The following is a 22518-nucleotide window of genomic DNA, read 5'->3' as shown; positions in this document are numbered from 1 at the left end:
ATTAACTGTAGTTTTACGGTTGGAATGATAAATTAGGCTAACTAACTGTTATACCTGCCTCGCCGGAGGCAACAAAAGCTTGCTCCTGAAGCTTTTCGCGTTCCATGTGCTGCACAACAAAGTATAAACCTATTGCAGTAAAAATAGCCAGCCCGCCGGTAGCCCACCAAAGCGAAGCAAATCCGAATGCAGCTACCAAGCTTGTGCCCAGGTAAGGTGCAAGTATGTGGGCAGCAGAATAAGAGATGGTATATAGCCCCATGTAAGCACCCCGGTTACTATCGTTTGAGCGTTCCACGGTTAAAGTAGCCATAAAGGGCATTGCCATTATTTCGGCTATACTTAGCAGCAGCATAGAAGCATACAGTACGCCAATATTACCAACCAGGTTAAGCAGCACAAAAGAAGCACCCAGTATCAACACACCTCCCGGAATAAGTATGGATTTTTTGATGCGATCGGCAATAAGGTATACAGCCAGCATTTCGAGCAGGAACACAACAACCCCATTCATGGCCAGCAGGCCGCCAATTTTACTTTCCGGTAAAGTATAAACCTGGCGGTAATACAGCGGCAAGGTAGTAATGAACTGGAAAAAGACAATGGCGAAGCAACTGCAGAAAATTACAAATAGTATGAATGTAAGATCCTTGTAAGGGGAGCGGGCAGTAGCTTTAGAATGCTGTGTTTTATGGTGTTGTGGGCGATGCCCTTGCTGGTTACGGAAGTATAAAAAGAAGAAAATACCCGCCGCAATGCAGGTAGCGCCATCTGCTATAAATAGCCACCTGTACGAAACTGCCGCCAGCAAACCACCCAAAGCCGGGCCTACCGAGAAGCCAAGGTTTAAGGCCATACGGTTAAGCGAGAATGCTCTTGTTACATTTTCAGGTTTGGCATAAGAGGCAATGGAGGCGGAGTTGGCTGGCCTTAACGTATCGTTTACAAGGCTAAGTATAAATACACCGGCTGCCAAATATTCAAACTGTTTTAGGTTAAGTAATAAAAAGTATAAACTGCCGCCTACCAGCAGGCTCATACATTGCACCTTAAAATGGCCTATTTTATCTGTAAGCCATCCACCCAGGAACGAACCGCAAACAGAGCCCATACCATAGATACTAAGTATAGCCCCGGCTTCCTTTAAACTATAATCCAGTACCTCTGTCAGGTAAACGCCCAGGAAAGGCGTAACCATGGCCCCGCTTCGGTTTATAAACATCACCAGCGACATCATCCAGGCTTGCCGGGAGAGGCCGCCAAAAGCGTTACGGTAAAGCAAAAGTACTTTCTTCATAGTCGCGGGGGAATTGGCATAATAGTAAATGTAGTTTTTTAGCCGGAAACAAAAATGTGCCTGGCTAAAAATTATACACTTTGAAGTATAAAATCCGGGATACAGCCTGAAAGAGCTCCCGGATGCTTACCTGGTTACTGACGTGTTCTGAATTTCCCGGGAGGTGAGAAGTTGCTTGCTTACTTTCTGCCCTAACCTGATAAACGGGACCTCGAATTTATGATAGACAAAGTAGCTCAGGCCTATACTTGTAATGGTAGAAAGTATAACAACCAGCCAGGGTGCCAGCCCGAATGGCTTCGCATCAAAAACTTTATATACTAAGGGGTGCAGCAAGTATAAACCATAACTCACTTCGCCCAGTATTTTCAACGCTTTGCCCGGTAACTCTGGCAGCACTAAAGGGAGTTTATACATCGCCAAACAAGCCATAAAACAGCAGCCAGCAAATACAAAGCGGTTAAAACCCGTAACGATTGCTGATGAGGCAACAGGCGTGGGGTAAAAACTGAAGATAAGTATAGCGGCCAGCAACAATGCTGCAGTTAGCGCAGGAGTAAAATTTTTATACTTACTGAAACGGCCTAAAGCGCAGCCTCCTAAAAACAGGAATACCTGGTTGAGCGGGTTAACATACAAGTGCCACTGCTGTTCAAGTATAACAGAAGGTGAAACCAAGCTATAGGCAAAGTATAAAGCCACACCTAAAAACAAGACACACAGCAGTATAAAGGAGAGCCTGCTATACTTAGCCGCAAAAATAAAAAGTGGGAATAGGGCATAAAACACCAACTCGTTCCCGATCGACCATACGCCTGTGCCAATGGCTTTATCCCAGCTTACAAAGCCAAAAAGCCCGGTGTAATTCAGAAGGATCATTTGCAGTTCACGGAACTCGGGTGCCACCACTACATATGCCGCCATTACTACCCACAGCAAAGGCATCAGCCTGAACACCCGCTTCAGGTAAAAATCTGCTATGGTAGTACGCGTAGGTACAAGCTTTTGCTCGTACACATGGTAAAGCGTCAGGCCACTAAGTACATAGAATACAGCAACACCATACAAGCCCACACGCCCCAGAAAGCTATCGGCTGGCAAATGGCCATAGCTCCAGCTAATGAAGTGGTAAGCCAGAATACCAAAGGCTGCAAAGCCCCGTAGGTAATCCAGCGATGATATTCTGCTGTTCATGTAAGTTTTACTTGGTGTTATACTGGTTCATGGCGCGCTCCAGGCCAATGGTACCAAAAGCGACCACGGCATCCGCCGCTTTTTCTATCAGCGTCTGTAACTCGATCTGTTCATCAGCACTGAACTTGCTTAGTACATAGTCTACCTGCTTGCCTTTATGGAAACTGTCGCCAACCCCAAAGCGCAGCCTTGGGTAGTTGTTGTGGCCCAGTGTCTGCTCAATGTGTTTCAGGCCATTATGCCCGCCTGCACTACCTTTAACTCGTATGCGTATTTTCCCAAAAGGTATGGCTATATCATCGGTTATAACCATCATTTGCTCTGGCGGCAGTTTCAGGCTGTTCAGGTAGTGGCCTACTGCTTTACCGCTCAGGTTCATGTAGGTGGTAGGTTTTACCAGTACAAATATGCGTCCTTTGGTCTTGATCTCGGTTACGAAAGCATGGCGGCTAACATCAAATTTGCCTTCATACTTGGCAGCCAGGTAATCCAGTACCATAAAACCGATATTGTGTCGTGTGTCAGCATATTCAGGACCTATGTTGCCCAGGCCCACAATCAGGTATTTCATACTATTATCTTCGGGTGTGGCAGGAGCCTGCGGTGCAAAGCCCAGCCATTGTTTTATACTTTGTAGCATTTGCTCAGGCAGTAGATGTTAGGTTTTTATTCATCTTGTGAAGTATAGAGTCTAACGACTAATATCTAACTGCTAATTAACTAACCAATTTAAACAAAAAATCCTGCCCTGCTTGTAGCAGAACAGGATCTTGTACTATAAAAAGCGTTTGCTGCTTATTTCTTGCCGCGAGCTTCTTCCATTTGTGCACTCTTAAGAGCACGTGGAATAGTAACTGTTGCTACCGGAGCAAGCGGGTTAGTAAGGATCTCGTAGTTACCAGCTTTGATCTTGTTAACTTTGATAGACTTACCAAGTTCAAGTTCAGAGATGTCAACTTCTACATAATCAGGAAGGTTAGCAGGAAGAGCTTTCACTTTAAGCTTACGTAGCTTAGTTACTAACTTACCACCAACAATTACACCTGGAGAAGTACCAACCATTTTAACCGGAATGTCCATTTTCACTGGCTTGTCTTCCTGAAGCTCAAGGAAGTCAACGTGTAACAGCATTTCGTTAACCGGGTGGAACTGTACGTCCTGCATCACAGCTTTGTAGTGTGTGCCTTCAATATTCAGGTCTACTTCGTATACTTCTGGAGAATAAACTAAGTCTCTGAACAGGATAGCTGGTGCGTAGAAGTGAACTTGCTCAGCGCCGCCATATAATACACCTGGTACATAAGACTCATTACGCAGTTCTTTTGTCTGCGCTTTGCCGAGATTTGCTCTTTTAAACCCTATAATCTCTAAAGTTTTCATAAAATGAATTTGTTAAAATTTTCAGGCCACAAAGGTATGGATTTAATTGTTGATTGCTAAATTGTTGATTGCTTTTTTCTTTTACTGTACAACTAACTCTAAATCAACCTTTAAACTCCCTACCCGGTCTGCCTTAAAAGTATATATTAAACCGATTGCCGATCATTTCGAAAAACAACCAGCAATTAAAAATCAATTAAATAAACAGCGAGCTGATAGACTCGTGTGTTACTACGTTGTTGATGGCTCTGGCAAACAGCTCAGAGAAGCTCAATACTTTTATTTTAGAGCAATCCTGCTTTAACGGAATTGTATCTGAAACTACAAGTTCTTCGAGTACAGAATTCTGAATGCGCTCGTAAGCCGGGCCCGAAAGTACAGGGTGTGTAGCAATAGCGCGAACCGTTCTGGCACCTTTTTCTTTCAGTAGTTCCGCAGCTTTGGTTATAGTTCCTGCAGTATCTACCATGTCATCTACCAGTACCACGTCCAAACCTTCCACATTACCGATCACCTGCATAGAAGCAATTTCGTTTGCGCGAACACGGTGCTTATCGCAAACAACCATCTCGGCACCAAAATTCTTGGCAAATGATCTTGTTCTTACCACACCCCCCACGTCCGGAGAAGCGAAGATAAGGTTAGTGCCCAGGTTAAGGCTGCGCAGGTAAGGCACAAATATGGCCGATCCATCCAGATGATCAACCGGTATATCGAAGAAGCCCTGGATCTGGCCTGCATGCAGGTCGCAGGTCATCAGGCGGTCGGCGCCGCAAGACTGTACGGCATTGGCCAGCACTTTTGCACCTATCGATACACGCGGCTTGTCTTTTCTGTCCTGGCGGGCGTAGCCATAGTAAGGCATTACTACAATTACCTTATGCGCTGAGGCACGCTTGGCAGCATCTACCAGCAACATCAGTTCCATCAGGTTATCAGCCGGCGGAAAAGTAGAAAGAACTATAAAAACTTCGGCACCACGTACCGACTCGTTATAGTGTACGCCAATTTCACCATCGCTGAAGCGGGAGATAGTTAGGTCGCCGAGTTTAGTGCCATATGCAGCGGCAATTTTCTCAGCTAAGTACTGGGAGGCCGATCCGGAAAAGATTTTTACCTGGGGCATAGTCTTACTTAAAGCTAAATGAAGGTTTAGGTTAAGGATATTATGCCTGCAAAGCTACGAAATAACTTGTTAGCGATGCTCTGATTATGCATATAAAATGTAGCCGGATTTATTCGATAAGTATAAAATGTATAAAGTTGAGTTATAGTTAGTTTTAATATAATATCTGCTTTATATTAAGATAGTTTAACGTGCTGCTTATACTTTACACCTGCGCTTCTTGCTTATACTTAGCGGGCTGATAGCTTTGTTATGAAGAAACTTATACTTGCTTGTTGGCTTTGTTTAGGTGTAAGGGCTGCTTATGCCCAGCAAACCGAAAAAACCAACCCGATCATTTTTGCTGATACTTATGTAGGTTTTGCCGGAGGGCGCGCAGGAGGATTTGCCGTTGGTGCTGGTTTAAATTACCAGGTAAACCGCCATGTATTTGCCCTGCGCTATGGTGGTGCGGTTGGTTTAGGTACTGGTGCAATTCTTATGGGTATGATGGCTTTGCCCACCATCAGGGTAGAAAGAGAGTCGTCGGAAATTGCTGCTATGTATGGTTGGCGCTTTATAAAAGATAACCGCTCGCTTAGCTTCTCTTTAGGTGCGTCGCATAACAGGCATACTTTTTATCCTGCTGATGATAGCCCGGAACGGAAGTATGTATACCTCGGCTTGCCTTTCGAGGTGGATTTAAAGATTTTTAAAAGCAATAAGGATAGATTCAGGATTTTATACGGGTTGGTGCCAATTGGTAAGCCCACAGCCTTTTCGCGCAGTATAGGTTTTAAGTTTTTTGGCAACGTATCCCGGAATAGTTACGCGGGGCTTGGTATAACTTTTGGATTGGGAATGCATAAAACGTATTAAGTTATACTTTGCTGACAAGCAAGGGAAAGAAAGTATAAAAGGCTATAAAACACAAAAGCCCTTAGATTGCTCTAAGGGCTTTTTATGTTGTCCGACCAGGTTTCGAACCTGGACTCTTCTGAACCAAAATCAGACGTGTTGCCAGTTACACCATCGGACAAGTTACCTACTAGATTTCAGAGTGGAAGCCCCTTCGTCGTTCAGTGATGCAAAGATAGAGAGACGATTTTAAACTGCAAACATTTGTCGAAAAAAAATCGAAAAAAATTAGTCTAAAATCTGCTCCAGCGCTGTATCGTAGTGCTTTTTGGCTACCGTTATGCCATGGAAAAGATCACCGTCAATATGGCAATCGTGGCTTGTTACGACACCTAATTTAGTGAAATTCACCCCTTTATTTTGAAGCGCGCTTTCAAAAGCTGCCTGTTGTTCCGGCGAAACTGACACAACTACGCGGCTCTGGCTTTCGCCAAATAAAAATGCGTCTTTTCTGAAATTTTTATCTGTCTCGATGTCAAAGCCCAGTTCATTTGGCATCGCCGACTCCAGTAACGCGATGTATAAACCACCGTCTGCCACGTCGTGCGCCGACTTGATAAGCTTCTGCTCGATCACTTCTTTTATAGTTGCCTGTAACTTCAGTTCAGCATCCATATCAAAATAAGGAGCAGGAGAGAGCTTCACGTTATGGTAAGAATACAAGTACTCTGAAGAAGCAATGTCGTTCTGCGCATCGCCTATCATATAGATTGTGTCACCAGCATTCTGGAAAGCCAGCGTCATTTTGTTGTTCTTATCTTCCAGTATACCCAGCATACCTATAGTTGGCGTCGGGAACACAGGGCCTTCGTCTGATGACTGGTTGTAGAAACTTACGTTACCACCTGTTACCGGCGTACCAAAAGCAGTACAGGCTTTACCCATACCTTTAATGGCGCCTACAAAGTGCCAGTATACTTCCGGCACATACGGGTTGCCAAAGTTAAGGCAGTTGGTAATAGCTACCGGCTCGGCTCCGGAGCAAACTATATTACGTGCAGCTTCAGCAACGGCAATAGCAGTTCCTTCTTCCGGGTCGGCATACACGTAGCGGCTGTTGCAATCCACGGTTACCGCAATCGACTTATTGGTACCTTTTACTTTAACTATAGCGGCATCGGCAGGAGCGTTAGTAGTTACAGTAGCCGTACCAACCATAGAATCGTATTGGCGGTACACCCAGCGCTTAGAGGCAATATTCGGGTGCGTGGCTAAAAACTCAGCTACAGCCTGGTAATCCTGTGGTTCTTCTACCTGGTTAATATTAAATTTCTTTGCTTCCTGGAAGTAGGCTGGCTCTTTATATTCTCTATGGTAAACCGGAGCGCCTCCGCCCAGCACCAGGTCATTAGCTGGTACTTCAGCAACGAGTTCGCCGTTTTGGTAATAGCGTAACTGGCCGCCTTCCGTCACAACACCAATTTGTTCGCAGTAAAGATCCCACTTATCGCAGATATCTTTTATAGTTTGCTCATAGCCTTTCTTCATAACTATAAGCATGCGCTCCTGGCTCTCCGAAAGCAAAATCTCAAACGGAACCATGTTAGCCTGGCGGGTAGGAACTTTATCCAGCCAGATGTCCATACCGTGTTCGCCTTTGGCACTCATTTCAGAAGTAGAGCAGGTGATTCCTGCTGCACCCATATCCTGCATACCAATTACGTGGCCCGACTGAATGATCTCCAGCGTAGCTTCCAATAAAAGTTTTTCCTGGAATGGATCGCCCACCTGAACAGATGGAAGGTCTTTTGCTGAATCTTCGTTGATGTCTTTAGAAGCAAAGGCGGCACCATGTATACCATCTTTCCCGGTGGCCGAACCAACTATAAACACAGGGTTGCCTACGCCATAAGAGGTTGCCGAAGCTGTTTCACCAACTTTAACTATACCTGCCGAGAAAGCATTTACCAGCGGGTTTATGTTATAGCATTCATCAAAGAAAAGTTCTCCACCAACAGTAGGTATACCAAAGGCATTGCCATAGTGGCTAATACCTTTCACTACACCGCGTAGCAATCCTTTTGTTTTTTCTGAATTAGGGTTGCCAAAACGCAGGGAGTTAAGCTGTGCGATCGGGCGGGCACCCATAGTAAAAATATCACGGTTTATACCTCCCACACCAGTTGCTGCACCCTGATAAGGCTCAATGGCAGATGGGTGGTTGTGCGATTCTATCTTGAAGCTGCAGGCGTAACCGTCGCCGATGTCTACAAGGCCGGCGTTTTCTTCACCAGCTTTTGCCAGCATGCGAGGAGAGTCTTTTGGCAGCGTTTTCAGCCAGACAATGGAGTTTTTGTAAGAGCAGTGCTCCGACCACATTACAGAGAAGATACTTAACTCGGTAAAATTAGGCGTGCGGCCCAGAATCTGTTTTATCTTTTCAAATTCCTCTTCCAGAAGGCCAAGCTTCTGGGCGGTTTCTACTGTTGTCAGTTGTTGTTCCACGTTTGTCTGGGTTGATTTAACGGATTAGCAAAACTAATAATTTAAAGCATAAGCTTGTAGAACAACTTTCTGTTTTTCCTTAAATATGCCGCTCAGCTATAGTTGTAATAAGGTTTAATAGCTGCCTTTAAATGGCTGTGGATAAATAATGATAGCAATTACCTGCAGCACTGTCACCTACCAAATAAATCTGCGTAAAGAGACCAACCTTACTCTATTTTCTATGTACCTGACCATGACATCCAACCCTGATTTCATTACAACTACCTGTGGCCGTCAGCTAGATCTGAGCACAAGCGAACTGGTAATTGAGCGCTCCAACAGCTTATTCAGCTATAACATTCTCAAGTTAAACTCTGGCGAATATATCATAGCTGAAAAGTTTTATGCCAACCCTTTTAACAACAGGTACATACTGCTGAATGATGAGCAGATCGAGATGCTAAAGAACCTTTAAAAAACAGGCTTTAAAAATTGGTAGTTATACTTGGAAGGATTATATTTATAGTTTGTTTCGTTCCATTTCAAAAATTACCTCTATGAGCTATGCATACATACTTTCGTTTTTACTTTTGATCGGCTCAGGAGCTGGTCTGGCAACCAAAGGTGGCAGCAGAAAAGTAGCTGCTGATACTGCTAACCCACTTTATTTGCAGGCACAGGATACAGTGCAGCAAACTTCCAAATCAGATAAGAAGAAAAAGAAGACCACGAAAAAAGTGCAGAATAAATCTACGCGCGTGGTTATGAAACGTGATGTACAGGGTGCCTCCTTAGCCCGGAGAAGTGAAGAAGGCAGCCATGTAGAAATTGAAGTGATCAATTCAGGCCAGCCTATTCGTAATTTAGATGATCTGCAGCTACTGGGTAGTAGTGGCACTCCGGTTTCTTCTAATAATTTTCTTGGCTTTGATAATATTATTCTTCCTTTCGAAGGTAATATCCGGTTTAAGGCCGCCAACAAACTCGGCACTGTAGTATATGACCGCGAAGTGCGCTTCGTGGTAAACGATCCAGGCCGATGGGTATTGCGTATAACACTGTAGAAGTACATATTTAAAGTAATTATAGACACAGCTCCCCGGCAACTATATACTTTTGCCGGGGAGCTGTGTTTTGTTTAAACCGTAGCTCTGATACTGAATAAGTTAAAAGTTTTTAGGGTGTTGCATGGATTTAATAGATTTATACATTAGTTTTGCACCCTGAAATAACTCCGTTATACAAGTTAATCAATATAAAAAGTCAAATGGCGAATATTGGCAGAATTACCCAGGTTATCGGTCCGGTTGTGGACGTTAGCTTTGCGGGTGTAAACACTAAACTACCAAATATTTTGGATGCCCTTGAAGTGACGAAAGACAATGGCCAGAAGATCATCCTGGAGTGTCAGCAGCACCTTGGCGAAGATCGTGTACGTACCATTGCGATGGACTCTACCGAAGGTCTTACCCGTGGCGCTGAAGTAGTTGACTTAGGCACACCGATCACTATGCCTACAGGCGAAGGCATTAAAGGCCGCCTTTTCAACGTAATCGGCGAAGCCATTGACGGTATTCAGCAGCCAGTTAGTGCAGGCGGTCTTCCAATTCACAGATCGGCTCCGCGTTTCGAAGATCTAGCTACTTCTTCTGAAGTACTTTATACAGGTATCAAAGTAATTGACCTTTTAGAGCCTTATGTAAAAGGTGGTAAAATTGGTTTGTTCGGTGGTGCCGGTGTGGGTAAAACAGTATTGATCATGGAATTGATCAACAACATCGCGAAAGCTTATGCAGGTCTTTCTGTATTTGCCGGTGTTGGTGAGCGTACGCGTGAAGGTAATGACCTTCTGCGTGAGATGATCGAGTCTGGTGTAATTAAGTATGGTGAAGAGTTTGCCCACTCTATGGAGCAAGGCGGCTGGGACCTTACTAAAGTTGATATGGACGAACTGGCTAAGTCTCAGGCTACGCTGGTGTTCGGCCAGATGAACGAGCCTCCTGGGGCGCGTGCGCGTGTTGCCCTTGCAGGTCTTACTGTAGCGGAAAACTTCCGTGATGGTGATGGTACTGGTGCAGGTCGTGATATCCTTTTCTTTATCGATAACATCTTCCGCTTTACTCAGGCAGGTTCTGAGGTATCGGCCCTTCTAGGTCGTATGCCATCTGCGGTAGGTTACCAGCCAACACTTGCAACTGAAATGGGTGCCATGCAGGAACGTATCACGTCTACTAAGCGTGGTTCAATCACATCTGTACAGGCGGTTTACGTACCTGCGGATGACTTGACTGACCCTGCTCCAGCGACGACTTTCGCTCACTTGGATGCTACTACAGTACTTTCCCGTAAAATTGCTGAGCTTGGTATCTACCCTGCGGTGGATCCACTGGACTCTACTTCACGCATCCTGTCTGCTGACGTTCTGGGCGACGAGCACTACAACACAGCACAGCGCGTTAAGGAGATCCTGCAGCGTTACAAAGAACTTCAGGATATCATCGCCATCCTTGGTATGGACGAGCTTTCTGATGAAGATAAGCTTGTTGTATCGAGAGCACGTCGTGTACAGCGTTTCTTATCTCAGCCGTTCCACGTAGCTGAGCAGTTTACAGGTCTTAAAGGTGTACTTGTTGATATCAAAGACACTATCAGAGGCTTTAACGAGATCATGGACGGTAAGTATGACCACCTGCCAGAAGCAGCCTTCAACCTTGTAGGTACAATTGAAGATGCAGTGGCGAAAGGTGAGAAGATGATGGCCGAAGCAAAATAGGTTTAACTAGTTATGAGTTCTGAGTTCTGAGTCCCGAGTTTTAGGGTTAACTCAAGACTCAGAACTCGTGACTCAGAACTCATAAAAATGTATTTAGAGATAATCACACCAGATAAAAAGGTATTTGCCGGTGAGGTAGATGCAGCTCAGTTTCCGGGAGCTAACGGCTCTTTTGAAGTTCTGAACATGCACGCCCCACTTATCAGCACCATGGAAAAAGGCAGAATCCGTATCACTACCAAAAACGGACAGGAGTTCTTTACCGTAGATGGCGGTGTGGTAGAAGTGCTGAACAATAAGATTATTGTACTTGCTGAATCTGTGATCGAGTAACGATATCTATCTACAATAAACAAAAACGCCTTCTGTTCTTTATGAGCAGAAGGCATTTTTGTTTTAACGGGCCCTGTAGCCAAAGCCCGAGGCGGGGCAAGTATTAAGGCTGAACTGTGTTAGGTGAGGAATTTATTTTTCGGTCAGCGTTTCTACTTTGTATTCTTTGACTTCGAACATACTAGCAGAAGAGGCAATCAAAGTGCTTTTTTGTGGAACATATGATCTTTGCTTCCCATAAAATGCCTACCTGACATTTGTATAAACGCTGAAATTACTGCTATCAGCCGGCTATTGCCAATAATGATGTCAGCGGTTCGTTCGTGTCTAAAAGTTTTCACTTTGCCTGATTTGCTCCGCAAGTTTTTTAGGTGCAATAGCACAATAAGCTGTTTTCAAAGCGGCAATAAATAATTCTTCGCGCACTTTGCTCATTTCAATTAGTGTCCAGCCTTGTTTGCCCCATTTGTTGCCAACGGGGAAGATGATCGTTTTATCAGCGGAAGAAAATACATCCTGGTCAATTTCTGATAGTTTGATACAAGCCCTTTGCTCTATTTTGTCATAGGTTGCAAAGATTTTCTTTTTCACTCTAAAAGAAGTTTTTTCAAAGTGAGCTTCTTCTGTTGCTTCCGGAAAAGACAAAGCTAACTTTCTGAAAGTGTCAATTGATACCATTTGTCAAACAGTTCTTTATGCTATAATTGTCATGCATTTTCAAGAATATTTGATGCTGTTTTATTGCCGAGTTGCTCGGCTAATCCAATAAGTAGCCCTTCTGTCCCACGAATGTAACAGAGCCGGTACATGTCTCCAAACTGAACCACTTCACCCAGAACTGTAGCACCGTGTTTTTCAAGTCTGATTAGCAATTCGTCAAGGTTGTCAACCCTGAACATGATACGGAGATAGCCAAGAGAGTTTACCGGGGCAGTCCTGTGGTCTGCAATTGTTCGAGGAGTCAGGAATTGTGAAAGTTCAAGTCGGGAGTGTCCATCGGGAGTAACCATCATGGCAATCTCAACTGATTGATTGCCAAGTCCAGTTACCCGTCCAGCCCATTCGCCTTCAACCAGCATGCGCCCTTCAAGCGTCAGACCAATTTCCATGAAAAAAGCAATTGCGTTATCAAGAGATTCAACAACGATACCGACATTGTGCATTTCCAGTAATCTGCTTTTTGTCATAATTGAGTTTCTGTCTGATTCTTGATATAGAGATATTTTTATAATGACCGTTAACGGTTAGGCTATTCGAGCAGTGGTACATACTCCCACTACCTGCGTTTTGTATGGAAATTTTATACTTAATAATTCTTTACTTTTTCAGACCATTACAAGATAACCAATTCCTTCTTAACTTAAAGCTCAATTTATACCTGAGTTATGCCGCACATAAAACCGAAAGTTACCCCCATATACCAGACCTCCGTTTTCACTTTTGAAGACCTGAACGAACTGGAGTTATACTTTGAGCAGCCGGGGCAGCAGTACATGTACTCCAGGTATGGTAACCCGAACTCCGATGAACTGGCCGAAGAGGTAAATGAGCAGGAAGGCGGCGCAGGAGCTGTTGTTACTTCATCAGGTATGTCGGCTATACTTACTGCTATTCTAACCTATTGCCAGGCCGGTGACCATGTTCTGTGCGCAGAAGAGATCTATGGTGGCTCGTCGGTGCTGCTATCGCAAGAACTGACACGTATGGGAATTGCCGTTACCTATGTGCCCGGCGATAAAATTTATACTTTAGCGACTTATGTGCAGCCTAATACCAAGCTGCTATTAGGCGAAACCATGAGCAACCCGCTGTTGCAGGTGCTGGATATTAAAAAGCTGGCTCTGGAAACAAAGCAACATGGTATAAAACTGGTGATTGATAACACCTTTGCCTCGCCGGTTATAACCAAGCCGCTGGCTTTAGGAGCCGATATGTCGGTACACAGTGTTACAAAATATCTTTCAGGCCACAGCGATGTAACAGCAGGTGTGCTGGTTTGCGGTGCCGAGGAAGACTATAAGCGCTCGAGGCAGATAGCGATAACCTATGGCTTGAACCTTAGCCCATTCGAAAGCTGGCTGGCTGCCAGGGGGCTTAAAACATTGAAGCTCCGCATCAGGCAGCATGCTGCAAATGCTTTGGCAATCGCGCATTTTCTGGAAGAGCATCCGAAAGTCAGCAAAGTATGGTACCCAGGGTTGGCACAGCACCCACAACATCAGCTGGCGCAGGAGCAAGGCAATGGTCTGTTTGGTGGCATGCTTTCATTCAGGATAGCTGATGACACTGAAGCAGTAAATCGTTTTATGCAGGCGCTGGAAAGTATACCCTTTGCGCCGTCGCTGGCTGGGGTTAGTACATCTTTATCTTACCCTTTGGGTACGTCGCACCGTTCGCTTTCAGGGGAGCAGCAGCAGAAAATGGGTATTACTGTGGGCGTTATCAGGTTATCTGTTGGTATAGAAGATGTGGAAGAACTGATAGCCGACCTGGGACAGGCGTTAGATAAAGTATAAAATGATGAAAGCAGCTGTAGTTCAGGAAATAAACTATAGCTGCTTTACTGCTAAAATCTGAAGTATAGATCAGGCTGAGGGCGCTGCTGCCAATAGCTCTCGTTTCAGGAATCTGACTACTTTTTCAAGGTCTTCGTCGGAGAGGTTACTGCTACTTGGTAAGCTTAGCCCACGGGAGAATAAGCGACCGCTGAAGTTATCGCCATAATAAGCATTATCCTTAAATAACGGCTGCAGGTGCATGGGTTTCCAGAGAGGGCGTATTTCAATATTTTCCTGCTCCAACGCTTGTCTTATACTTTCAGGAGTAGTGTTCAGCTCTTCTGATAACACGATATTGGTGAGCCAGCGGTTAGAAAAACAACCTTTCGGTTCAGGTAAAAATGAAACTCCTTCTATACTTTCGAGCTGATCTTTGTAGTAAGTATAAATTTCGCGGCGCTGCTTAATGCGCTTTTCCAGTACATCCAACTGGCCACGGCCAATACCTGCACAAATATTACTCAGCCTGTAGTTAAAGCCCATTTGCGAGTGCTCGTAGTAAGGGGCCGGGTCTTTGGATTGGGTAGCCAGAAACAAAGCCTTTTTTGCCAATGCTTCCTCGTTTGTAATCAGGGCTCCGCCACCTGATGTAGTAATGATCTTGTTACCGTTAAACGAGAAGATACCTATCTTGCCCAACGTGCCTACCTGATGGCCACCATAACGCGAGCCAAGTGCTTCGGCAGCATCTTCAATTACCGGAATATCAAATTCTTCGGCTACGGCCAGCAATTCTTTCAGTTTGGCAGGCATACCATAGAGATGAACCAAAAGTATACAGGCCGGCTTTTTGCCAAGCTTGAGGCGTGCTTCAATGGCTTCGCGCAAAGTAGCTGGACACATGTTCCACGTTTCGGGCTCGCTTTCTACAAATACAGGTGTAGCGCCAATGTATAAAACAGGGTTAGCCGTGGCAACAAAAGTGAAAGTAGAGCAAAGCACTTCGTCGCCAGCCTTTACGCCCAGTAACTGAAGCGCCAAGTGTATAGCTGCCGTTCCGGAGTTAAGCGCCACGGCGTACCGCGCATTGGTGTGCTGGCAGATGTCGTGCTCAAAGCCTGGCAGGTTTGGCCCTGCTGTAGAAACCCAGTTATCCTCGAGTGCTTTCTGAACATAGTTGGTTTCGTGTCCGCCCATGTGCGGCACAGAAAGAAAGATCCGGCCAGGTTTGTAGTGTATCATGGTGTATGTTTTTCGCCAGTAATTCTTTGGCAGTACTTATGCAGGATTCAGGTTTAATAAAATGGCGCCAACTATAGTCTGGTGCTATACTTTACACGTTGCTGATGACTTTTTAAACAGGATGTCGTGCGGGTTTACTGGCACGACAACGTTGTAACGTCAGGTGGCAACAATTTGATATATAACACATCTCAAGATACGATATTCCTTTTTACTGCAATAGCAGGAGGGGCTGTAAATTTTTAGAAGGCGCTGCCTTTTCATGTCCTTTTTATAGATTGCAGCTCTTTTTAAACAAGTATAAGTCGCATGCTACAATTCCCGAACGCAAAAATAAACCTTGGACTTGCTGTTACGGCCAAACGCCCGGATGGATTCCATAACCTGCAATCTTGTTTTTACCCGGTAAAGTGGTGTGATGCCTTAGAAATACTGCCAGATGAAACCGACTGCTTTAGCATGAGCGGTTTACCAGTGCCCGGCAATGCGGAATCAAATCTTATACTTAAAGCTTATAATTTGCTGAAAGCGGATTTTAATTTGCCGCCGGTGCACATACACCTGCACAAGGTGATACCTATGGGTGCGGGGCTGGGCGGCGGATCGTCGGATGCGGCTTTTGCTCTTAAAATGCTAAACGACCTGTTTGAGCTTAAATTAGCTTCCGAAGCACTTCAGAATTACTCACGCCAACTGGGCAGCGACTGCGCTTTTTTTATCGATAATAAGCCAGTAATGGCCATCGAGAAAGGCGATGTTTTTAAGCCGATAGCTTTAGATCTGAGTGGCTATAGTTGTGTTATAGTTTACCCGGGGCTGCACATTACTACCGCCGAGGCTTACGGTAATATTGTACCTAAAGTACTTGATTACGACATGGAACAGTTGTTACTACAGGATGTAAGCACCTGGAAGAAGCACCTGAAAAATGATTTTGAAGAGGCGCTGTTTCCCAAATACCCGGCACTGCCCCTGATAAAAGAACAGCTTTACGAAGCAGGAGCAGTTTATACTTCCATGACAGGTTCAGGCTCTGCTGTGTATGGTTTGTTTAAAGGCGAAGTGCCGGCCAATTTAGTCTTCTCCCAGAATTACCTCGTCTGGAAAGGTCTGCTTTAATTTCTTGCGGCGCTCGGCATAAGCATCCAGTACCGGGTAAATAAACACGCTGAAAAGGATAACAAACGTACCATAGTAAAAGTCCTGCGATACCTGCTCATCTTCGTTAAAAATGATCCAGGCAAGCACAATGCCATACACAGGCTCCAGGTTTACGGTCAGGTTCATGGTATAGGCTGAAATGCGCTGCATGAGGCGCACTGAGGCTGTATAGGCATAAACCGTACAAGCCAGCGCCAGTACCAGCAGGTATACCCAATCCATACTTGCCATGGCAAAATTAAGCGTACCACCTTCTGCAAAAGATGAAGTATAAACAGGGAAGAAAAGCGCTGTACCCAGGCAGGCTCCCATCATTTCGTAACAGGTAATGGTAGTAGCCGGGTGCATTTTGGCCAGCCTGGAGTTAATGATCGTGAATACCGAACCCAGGAAAGCAGAACCTACCGCCAAACCAATTCCCAGGAAGTTATTGAAATTGGTCTCTCTCCGGAAAATGATATACAAGCCGATAAGTATAAGCAGGGCAAGTATGATTTCGTGCGGTTTTACCTTCTTCTCTGTAAAAAGCGGCTCCAGAAAAGCCGTCCAGAGGCTGCAGGTAGCCAAACCAATCAGGCAGATAGAAACTGAAGATACGCGTGCCGATACGAAGAAAAGCATCCAGTGCGCTGCTATCAGTACACCAACCCCCATTATTTTCACCACATTACCACGGCCCAGGTAAAACGGTGTACCTTGTTTATAAATGATGGCACCCAAAGCCAGCGCCGTGATCATGGTTCGCAGAAACACCAGTTCCACTGCCGGAATGGTAATCAGCTTGCCAAGTATAGCCGTAAATCCCCACAGGAAAATAACGAAATGAAGCTCCAGGTAATGTTTAAAAGTAGGCATTAGCGAGGTATGTAGCGGTATAATAAGAAGCCGATGCCGGTGAAAATGATCGTCGGAATCCAGGCAGCAATGGCAGGGTCAATATCGCCAACCTGTGCCAGGCTGCGGCTCGTGATCACGAAAATGATAAAGATAAAAGCCAGGAAGAAGCCCAGCGCAATCTGAAAACCAACGCCGCCTCTTGCTTTGCGCGCACTCACAATTACGCCTATTATAGTAAGTATGATAATGGCAAACGGGTAACTGAAACGCTCATACTTCTCGATTAAGTAGGTTTCGATGTCATCGGCGCCGCGGTCCATTTTTTGCTTAATATAGCGATTAAGCTCGGTCAGGGTAAGGGTTTGCTCCAGCTTGTAGGTACTTTCAAAATCTTTGGGCAGCATGTTAAGCGTCGTGTCCAGGGCGCCACCTTTAAAATAGGTTTCATCCTGCCCATCGAAAGTGCGTAAGGTATAACTGTCTACGTGCCATTTCTTTTTCTCGGCATCCCAGGATACGCTGCTGGCAGTAAGCTTTCGTTTCAGTTTGGTACCTTCTATCTGCTCCAGCGCAAAGTTATACCCCATGTGCGCCGTGTTGTTATAGCTTTCAAGGTATACATAAGTGTCGGGAGAGATTTTTATATGAATGTTGCGGCTGTCGTAGGTGAAGGGATTTTTAACATACTTAACCTGGAAAGCCACACTCTCTTTATTTGCATTTGGGATAACCCAGCCTATCAGGCCAAAAATGGTAATGGCAATTATGGATGAGCCGATTACGTAAGGCACCAAAAACCTGCGGAAGCTGACACCGCTGCTAAGTATAGCTACAATTTCGGTGTGCGATGCTAGCTTTGCTGTAACAAAAACGGTAGCAATAAATACCGTAATCGGGCTTAACATGTTGGCATAATACGGAATCAGGTTGAGGTAATAATCAAACAGGATCTCCGTGATAGGCACATTGTTCTTTATAAAGTCATCGTTCTTCTCTGTGAAATCAATCACACAGATAACTGATACCAATATAAGCACCACAAACAAAAAAGTGGTCAGGAACTTCTTCAGTATGTACTTGTCGAGTAGTTTCATGTGTTGAATTACGAATTGCGAATTAGGAATCAGGAATTGTTAAGCGAAAATCATTCTTAATTCTTCACTCTTAATTCTATAGTCTTGTCATCAGCTTCTTTACCATCACATCCTTCCACTCCCGGAAAGTTCCGTTAATGATCTGCTCGCGGGCTTGCTTTACCAGCCACAGGTAGAACGTAAGGTTGTGTACGCTTGAAATTTGCGCGCCCAGCATTTCGGTGCTGTGCACCAGGTGGCGCAGGTATGCCTTGCTGTAAAACGTGCTGGCATAGCCTCCCAGTTCGGCATCAATCGGGCTGTGGTCGTTGGCCCATTTCTGGTTACGAATATTTACAATACCCTGCGTTGTAAACAGCATGCCGTTTCGGGCATTGCGTGTTGGCAACACACAGTCGAACATATCCACACCCAAAGCAATGTTTTCAAGTATGTTGGCGGGTGTTCCCACACCCATCAGGTAGCGCGGTTTGTCGGCTGGTAAAATATCGCATACCAGTTCCGTCATTTCGTACATCATTTCGGCAGGCTCCCCAACTGATAAACCTCCGATCGCATTACCCTCGCGGCCAAAGCTGGCTATAGTTTCTGCTGACTGTATGCGGAGGTCTTTGTAGGTGCTGCCCTGAACGATCGGGAAAAGTGTCTGGTTATAGCCATACTTTGGTTCTGTGCTGTCAAACCTGTCTACGCAGCGTTGCAGCCAGCGGTGGGTGCGCTCCATCGAGTATTTAGCGTAAGTATGGTCGCAGGGGTAAGGCGTGCATTCATCAAAAGCCATGATAATATCTGCACCAATGGTACGCTGTGTATCCATTACGTTCTCAGGCGTAAAGTTCAGGGTAGAGCCATCTATATGCGACTTAAACTTAACGCCTTCTTCTTTGATCTTGCGTGTGCCAGCCAGCGAGAAAACCTGGTAACCACCGCTGTCGGTAAGTATAGGACGGTCCCAGCCGTTAAACTTGTGCAGGCCGCCTGCATTCTCCAACACATCCAAGCCGGGGCGCAGGTATAAATGGTAGGTATTGCCAAGTATGATCTCAGCTTTTATATCTTCTTTCAGCTCGCGCTGGTGCACGGCCTTTACAGTGCCTGCTGTACCAACAGGCATAAAAATCGGGGTTTCGATGGCGCCGTGGTCGGTGTGCACTACGCCGGCGCGGGCTTTTGACTGTGCGTCTTTGGCTACTAAGTTAAATTGCATAGTTCTGAAAAACGCCGGCTTCTGCAGTTAAAACAGTACCGGACAATTGCAGCTGCTGATAGTACAACTGGCAATATGATGCTTTGATTAAATTAATCTGCAAAGATACGAACTACACTGCCTAAACCATAAACATTTATTAAATCGCATTAGCCCTCGGAAATGCCTGAAGAATGGCTATTTTTGAAGTATAATTCTGAAATAAGGCCAAAGGAAGTATAATGGAGACCTGTGCGGTGCCAAAGTTCAGATTTACCAATTCAACCCTTTAATCGTTTACAGTAATTTGATACCAATTATACTTTTAGCACTGCTGGGTATTTGTGTGCTTGTGCAGCTTTATTATACGTTATTTTACTTTCTGCCCCTTACAAAATACCAGGACCCTGAAACCGATGTGAAGCGCCCTGTTTCGGTAATTGTGGCAGCCCATAACGAGCTTGAAAACCTGATGCAGTTGCTGCCAGCACTCATCGACCAGGAGTATCCTGAGTTTGAAGTGATACTGGTAAACGACCGCTCTGAAGATGATACCGAATTTTATACTTACGAGCTGGAGCGGCAGTTCCCGAACTTCAGGGTAGTAACTATAAAAAGAACGCCCGAATATCTGAATCCGAAGAAATATGCGTTAGCCTTAGGTATACGGGCAGCTAAGTATGAGCACCTGCTGTTTACCGATGCCGACTGCATGCCATGCAGCAACCATTGGATAGATAAAATGCAGAGCGGCTACAAAAACGGGACAGAAGTAGTACTTGGCTATTCTCCGTATGCACAGATCAAAGGATTTTTAAATGATCTTATCCGATTTGAAACCTTACTGACCGCAATTCAGTATTTGTCTCATGCAAACAAGGGGCACGCGTATATGGGCGTGGGCCGAAACTTATCCTATACCAAAACTTGTTTCTTTAAAAACAAAGGTTTTGCATCTCATATTAAAACAACTGGCGGCGATGATGACCTTTTTGTACGCGACGCAGCCCGTAATAGTAAAGTAAGCATTGTTATCAGCAAGGACAGTCAGACAGCCAGCATTCCCAAAAAGACGTTTCGGGAGTGGGTTATCCAGAAAAGAAGGCACCTTTCGGTAGGCGGGCAGTATAAAGCAGCAGATAGGAGAAGAATAGGAGCATTTGTAGCATCAAACATTCTTTTTTACATACTTATATGTGTTCTTCTTGTTTTAAATAGCCATTTAGCTATATTGGGCGCTATAGCAGGTTTTCGGTACCTGGCAGTGTTCCCGGTTTATGTGCTTGCAGCACGAAGGCTAGGCGAGAAGATATCGCTACCATTGCTACTCGTTTTAGACCTGGTGTACTTTTTTTATTACATGATCCTTGGGGTATCTGTATTAATGTATAAAAAATTCAGATGGAAGTAAACAAACAATTCTCTGCTAAAGCAAAGCACGACTTTAAACTCATTCAGGCTGCCGTTGAGGACAATGATGAGAAGGCGTATGCTGAGCTGATGAGTATCTATAAAAAACCGGTATACCACGTGGTATTGAAGATGGTGCGTAACGCAGACGATGCGGAGGATCTGACAATAGAGGCTTTTGCCAAGGCATTCCGTAACCTGCACAAATTTAACCCGGAGTATGCTTTCAGTACTTGGCTGTTCCGCATCGCTACCAACAACTGTATCGACTTTATCCGCAAGAACAGGATCAAAACGATGAGCATTGACTCGGCAATCAAAATTGATAACGGCGACGAAATAACCATCGATTTTAAAGATAAGAACCTGAACCCGCAGGAGGAGGCGATCAAGAACCAGAAGATCGAGATCATGCAATACGTGGTAGCAAAGCTGCCAGAAAAATACCAGCGCCTGGTAACATTGCGTTACTTTAACGAGCTGAGCTACGAAGAGATAGCTACCGAGTTAAATGCGCCGCTTGGTACGGTTAAGGCCCAGCTGCACCGCGCACGCGAATTGCTCTATGACATGGTTAAGAACAAAAAGCACCTGATCTAACAGCATAATAAATTAAGGTTACTATTGATTTTAAAGCCCCTGCTACTGCCATAGCGGGGGCTTTTGTTTTTTAGTGCTGCTAATTTCATACTTTTGCAGAAGTAACTATAGCCAGCATTTTAACTTATACTTTAGCAAACCTGTGACTTCCGGATCTATACTTTATTTTGTAGGTAAGTTATACTTGCGCCTGCGCTACCGCAACAGGCAGCAGGTAGAGCGGGAACTGGCAGTGAAGTATGATAATAAGTATAGCAATGCCGGAATGGTTTTACTGTTCGATCTGCTGATGGCCTTAGCTGTAGTTGCCGTAGTTGGGCTTATAGCCGTGGCTTTATACATTGCTACTGCCTGAGGTCATTCATTTTATAAACCCGTAATTCATAAATAACGATAGGCTATGCCACATTCTACTGCTATCCGTACGCTCCTGTCAGGTTACTTTCCTGAACTTACCGAAGACCAACTGGCTAAGTATGAGCAAATGGCCGAACTATACCGTGAGTGGAATGAGAAGATAAATGTGATTTCGCGCAAGGATATGGATGCCTTGGGAGTGCACCATATTCTGCATTCGCTGGGTATAGCCAAAGTAATACAGTTTCCGGAACACGCGCATGTACTGGATGTGGGCACTGGTGGTGGTTTGCCGGGTTTGCCGCTGGCCGTTATGTTCCCAGATGTAAAATTTCATTTGGTAGATTCGATAGGCAAGAAGATTCATGTGGTGCAGGAAATTGCCCGCGAGCTGCATTTGCAAAATGTAACGGCCTCCCAAACAAGAGCTGAACAGGTGCGCGATAAATTTGATTTTGTGGTGAGCCGCGCCGTAACCCGCCTGGCTAATTTTTACCCTTGGGTGGCCAATAGCTTTAAAAAAGGCAAATCGCCGGAGAAAGGCATCTATTACTTAAAAGGCGGCGACCTGGCAGAAGAGATTGCAGAATCTGGCCTGATTACGCATACTTATAACCTGAGCGATTATTTCACAGAAGAATTCTTCGAAACCAAGAAAGTAGTATTTGTGCCGATGCCGTAGTTATGTGGTTGATAACAGATACTG

General features: G+C 44.9%; 23 protein-coding genes and 1 tRNA gene. 11 read left to right on the top strand and 13 right to left on the bottom strand.

Annotation, left to right across the window (positions count from 1 at the left end):
- Positions 1 to 37: 37 nt before the first annotated feature.
- The 5 genes from LWP20_RS08220 to LWP20_RS08200 form a co-directional block, all read right to left on the bottom strand.
- On the bottom strand, positions 38 to 1297 hold the full coding sequence (locus LWP20_RS08220) for an MFS transporter (RefSeq protein WP_242927642.1): 1260 nt from the start codon (positions 1295 to 1297) through the stop codon (positions 38 to 40).
- A gap of 126 nt (positions 1298 to 1423) precedes the next feature.
- A complete protein-coding gene (locus LWP20_RS08215; RefSeq protein ID WP_242927641.1) occupies positions 1424 to 2491 on the bottom strand; it encodes an acyltransferase family protein in 1068 nt (355 codons plus the stop codon).
- Positions 2492 to 2498: 7 nt separating this feature from the next.
- Complete coding sequence (gene pth / locus LWP20_RS08210; protein ID WP_242928025.1) at positions 2499 to 3062, bottom strand: aminoacyl-tRNA hydrolase; 564 nt, start codon at positions 3060 to 3062, stop codon at positions 2499 to 2501.
- A gap of 224 nt (positions 3063 to 3286) precedes the next feature.
- Positions 3287 to 3871 (bottom strand): 50S ribosomal protein L25/general stress protein Ctc, encoded by a 585-nt coding sequence (locus LWP20_RS08205; RefSeq protein WP_242927640.1) that lies wholly within the window; start codon positions 3869 to 3871, stop codon positions 3287 to 3289.
- 196 nt (positions 3872 to 4067) lie between these two features.
- Positions 4068 to 4997: a ribose-phosphate pyrophosphokinase gene (locus LWP20_RS08200; protein WP_242927639.1), complete on the bottom strand. Its 930-nt coding sequence runs from the start codon at positions 4995 to 4997 to the stop codon at positions 4068 to 4070.
- Positions 4998 to 5249: 252 nt separating this feature from the next.
- On the opposite strand from LWP20_RS08200, the gene LWP20_RS08195 reads away from it, so the two are divergent.
- Complete coding sequence (locus LWP20_RS08195; RefSeq protein WP_242927638.1) at positions 5250 to 5855, top strand: hypothetical protein; 606 nt, start codon at positions 5250 to 5252, stop codon at positions 5853 to 5855.
- Between the two features lie 87 nt (positions 5856 to 5942).
- Here the strand turns inward: LWP20_RS08195 and LWP20_RS08190 are convergent.
- Positions 5943 to 6015 (bottom strand) — tRNA-Gln (locus LWP20_RS08190).
- A gap of 107 nt (positions 6016 to 6122) precedes the next feature.
- Positions 6123 to 8339, bottom strand: coding sequence for a phosphoribosylformylglycinamidine synthase subunit PurL (purL, locus tag LWP20_RS08185; protein ID WP_242927637.1), 2217 nt, complete (start codon positions 8337 to 8339; stop codon positions 6123 to 6125).
- Positions 8340 to 8487: 148 nt separating this feature from the next.
- Here purL and LWP20_RS08180 point away from each other — a divergent pair, with 148 nt between their 5' ends.
- From LWP20_RS08180 to atpC, 4 genes are all read left to right on the top strand, one after another.
- Positions 8488 to 8796 (top strand): hypothetical protein, encoded by a 309-nt coding sequence (locus tag LWP20_RS08180; protein ID WP_242927636.1) that lies wholly within the window; start codon positions 8488 to 8490, stop codon positions 8794 to 8796.
- An 82-nt stretch (positions 8797 to 8878) separates the two neighbouring features.
- Positions 8879 to 9385 (top strand): hypothetical protein, encoded by a 507-nt coding sequence (locus LWP20_RS08175; RefSeq protein ID WP_242927635.1) that lies wholly within the window; start codon positions 8879 to 8881, stop codon positions 9383 to 9385.
- Between the two features lie 203 nt (positions 9386 to 9588).
- Complete coding sequence (gene atpD / locus LWP20_RS08170; RefSeq protein ID WP_242927634.1) at positions 9589 to 11094, top strand: F0F1 ATP synthase subunit beta; 1506 nt, start codon at positions 9589 to 9591, stop codon at positions 11092 to 11094.
- Between the two features lie 87 nt (positions 11095 to 11181).
- Positions 11182 to 11427 (top strand): ATP synthase F1 subunit epsilon, encoded by a 246-nt coding sequence (atpC, locus tag LWP20_RS08165; RefSeq protein ID WP_242927633.1) that lies wholly within the window; start codon positions 11182 to 11184, stop codon positions 11425 to 11427.
- Positions 11428 to 11754: 327 nt separating this feature from the next.
- On the opposite strand, the gene LWP20_RS08160 is transcribed toward atpC, so the two are convergent.
- Positions 11755 to 12072, bottom strand: a complete 318-nt coding sequence (locus tag LWP20_RS08160; protein WP_242927632.1) for an MmcQ/YjbR family DNA-binding protein — start codon at positions 12070 to 12072, stop codon at positions 11755 to 11757.
- A gap of 62 nt (positions 12073 to 12134) precedes the next feature.
- On the bottom strand, positions 12135 to 12614 hold the full coding sequence (locus LWP20_RS08155) for a VOC family protein (protein WP_242927631.1): 480 nt from the start codon (positions 12612 to 12614) through the stop codon (positions 12135 to 12137).
- Positions 12615 to 12812: 198 nt separating this feature from the next.
- On the opposite strand from LWP20_RS08155, the gene LWP20_RS08150 reads away from it, so the two are divergent.
- Positions 12813 to 13943 carry a trans-sulfuration enzyme family protein gene (locus LWP20_RS08150; protein WP_242927630.1) on the top strand — a complete coding sequence of 377 codons (1131 nt, stop codon included), beginning with the start codon at positions 12813 to 12815 and terminating at the stop codon, positions 13941 to 13943.
- Positions 13944 to 14012: 69 nt separating this feature from the next.
- Here the strand turns inward: LWP20_RS08150 and LWP20_RS08145 are convergent, their stop codons facing one another.
- Positions 14013 to 15167 (bottom strand): DegT/DnrJ/EryC1/StrS family aminotransferase, encoded by a 1155-nt coding sequence (locus LWP20_RS08145; protein ID WP_242927629.1) that lies wholly within the window; start codon positions 15165 to 15167, stop codon positions 14013 to 14015.
- A gap of 309 nt (positions 15168 to 15476) precedes the next feature.
- Between LWP20_RS08145 and ispE the strand changes: the two genes are divergently transcribed.
- The gene (gene ispE, locus LWP20_RS08140; RefSeq protein WP_242927628.1) at positions 15477 to 16286 is read left to right on the top strand and encodes a 4-(cytidine 5'-diphospho)-2-C-methyl-D-erythritol kinase; all 810 of its coding nucleotides are present in this window, start codon (positions 15477 to 15479) and stop codon (positions 16284 to 16286) included.
- Here the strand turns inward: ispE and LWP20_RS08135 are convergent.
- From LWP20_RS08135 to tgt, 3 genes are all read right to left on the bottom strand, one after another.
- Positions 16242 to 17183, bottom strand: coding sequence for a DMT family transporter (locus tag LWP20_RS08135; protein WP_242927627.1), 942 nt, complete (start codon positions 17181 to 17183; stop codon positions 16242 to 16244). The two genes, ispE and LWP20_RS08135, sit on opposite strands and share 45 nt — an antisense overlap.
- Positions 17183 to 18259, bottom strand: coding sequence for an LptF/LptG family permease (locus LWP20_RS08130; RefSeq protein WP_242927626.1), 1077 nt, complete (start codon positions 18257 to 18259; stop codon positions 17183 to 17185). Before LWP20_RS08130 ends, LWP20_RS08135 begins: the two co-directional genes overlap by 1 nt.
- Positions 18260 to 18335: 76 nt before the next feature.
- A complete protein-coding gene (tgt, locus tag LWP20_RS08125; protein ID WP_242927625.1) occupies positions 18336 to 19466 on the bottom strand; it encodes a tRNA guanosine(34) transglycosylase Tgt in 1131 nt (376 codons plus the stop codon).
- Positions 19467 to 19752: 286 nt separating this feature from the next.
- Between tgt and LWP20_RS08120 the strand changes: the two genes are divergently transcribed.
- From LWP20_RS08120 to rsmG, 4 genes are all read left to right on the top strand, one after another.
- Entirely contained in the window at positions 19753 to 20856 is a 1104-nt protein-coding gene (locus LWP20_RS08120) for a glycosyltransferase (RefSeq protein ID WP_242927624.1), read from the top strand.
- Entirely contained in the window at positions 20847 to 21455 is a 609-nt protein-coding gene (locus tag LWP20_RS08115; protein ID WP_162347085.1) for an RNA polymerase sigma factor, read from the top strand. Before LWP20_RS08120 ends, LWP20_RS08115 begins: the two co-directional genes overlap by 10 nt.
- A 142-nt stretch (positions 21456 to 21597) precedes the next feature.
- Complete coding sequence (locus LWP20_RS08110) at positions 21598 to 21810, top strand: hypothetical protein (RefSeq protein WP_242927623.1); 213 nt, start codon at positions 21598 to 21600, stop codon at positions 21808 to 21810.
- A gap of 45 nt (positions 21811 to 21855) precedes the next feature.
- Entirely contained in the window at positions 21856 to 22494 is a 639-nt protein-coding gene (gene rsmG / locus LWP20_RS08105; protein WP_242927622.1) for a 16S rRNA (guanine(527)-N(7))-methyltransferase RsmG, read from the top strand.
- Positions 22495 to 22518: the final 24 nt, after the last annotated feature.

Source organism: Pontibacter vulgaris (assembly GCF_022758145.1).
GTDB lineage: Bacteria > Bacteroidota > Bacteroidia > Cytophagales > Hymenobacteraceae > Pontibacter > Pontibacter vulgaris.
Note: the sequence above shows the minus strand (reverse complement) of the source record. Positions and strands in the feature narration are given on the sequence as shown.

Coding starts and splice junctions, on each gene's coding strand:
- LWP20_RS08135 (WP_242927627.1), bottom strand. CDS start 17,183: ATGCCTACTTTTAAACATTACCTGGAGCTTCATTTCGTTATTTTCCTG.
- LWP20_RS08155 (WP_242927631.1), bottom strand. CDS start 12,614: ATGACAAAAAGCAGATTACTGGAAATGCACAATGTCGGTATCGTTGTT.
- rsmG (WP_242927622.1), top strand. CDS start 21,856: ATGCCACATTCTACTGCTATCCGTACGCTCCTGTCAGGTTACTTTCCT.
- LWP20_RS08220 (WP_242927642.1), bottom strand. CDS start 1,297: ATGAAGAAAGTACTTTTGCTTTACCGTAACGCTTTTGGCGGCCTCTCC.
- atpD (WP_242927634.1), top strand. CDS start 9,589: ATGGCGAATATTGGCAGAATTACCCAGGTTATCGGTCCGGTTGTGGAC.
- LWP20_RS08145 (WP_242927629.1), bottom strand. CDS start 15,167: ATGATACACTACAAACCTGGCCGGATCTTTCTTTCTGTGCCGCACATG.
- LWP20_RS08215 (WP_242927641.1), bottom strand. CDS start 2,491: ATGAACAGCAGAATATCATCGCTGGATTACCTACGGGGCTTTGCAGCC.
- atpC (WP_242927633.1), top strand. CDS start 11,182: ATGTATTTAGAGATAATCACACCAGATAAAAAGGTATTTGCCGGTGAG.
- LWP20_RS08130 (WP_242927626.1), bottom strand. CDS start 18,259: ATGAAACTACTCGACAAGTACATACTGAAGAAGTTCCTGACCACTTTT.
- LWP20_RS08180 (WP_242927636.1), top strand. CDS start 8,488: ATGATAGCAATTACCTGCAGCACTGTCACCTACCAAATAAATCTGCGT.
- LWP20_RS08150 (WP_242927630.1), top strand. CDS start 12,813: ATGCCGCACATAAAACCGAAAGTTACCCCCATATACCAGACCTCCGTT.
- LWP20_RS08115 (WP_162347085.1), top strand. CDS start 20,847: ATGGAAGTAAACAAACAATTCTCTGCTAAAGCAAAGCACGACTTTAAA.
- pth (WP_242928025.1), bottom strand. CDS start 3,062: ATGAAATACCTGATTGTGGGCCTGGGCAACATAGGTCCTGAATATGCT.
- tgt (WP_242927625.1), bottom strand. CDS start 19,466: ATGCAATTTAACTTAGTAGCCAAAGACGCACAGTCAAAAGCCCGCGCC.
- LWP20_RS08175 (WP_242927635.1), top strand. CDS start 8,879: ATGAGCTATGCATACATACTTTCGTTTTTACTTTTGATCGGCTCAGGA.
- LWP20_RS08205 (WP_242927640.1), bottom strand. CDS start 3,871: ATGAAAACTTTAGAGATTATAGGGTTTAAAAGAGCAAATCTCGGCAAA.
- LWP20_RS08200 (WP_242927639.1), bottom strand. CDS start 4,997: ATGCCCCAGGTAAAAATCTTTTCCGGATCGGCCTCCCAGTACTTAGCT.
- ispE (WP_242927628.1), top strand. CDS start 15,477: ATGCTACAATTCCCGAACGCAAAAATAAACCTTGGACTTGCTGTTACG.
- LWP20_RS08195 (WP_242927638.1), top strand. CDS start 5,250: ATGAAGAAACTTATACTTGCTTGTTGGCTTTGTTTAGGTGTAAGGGCT.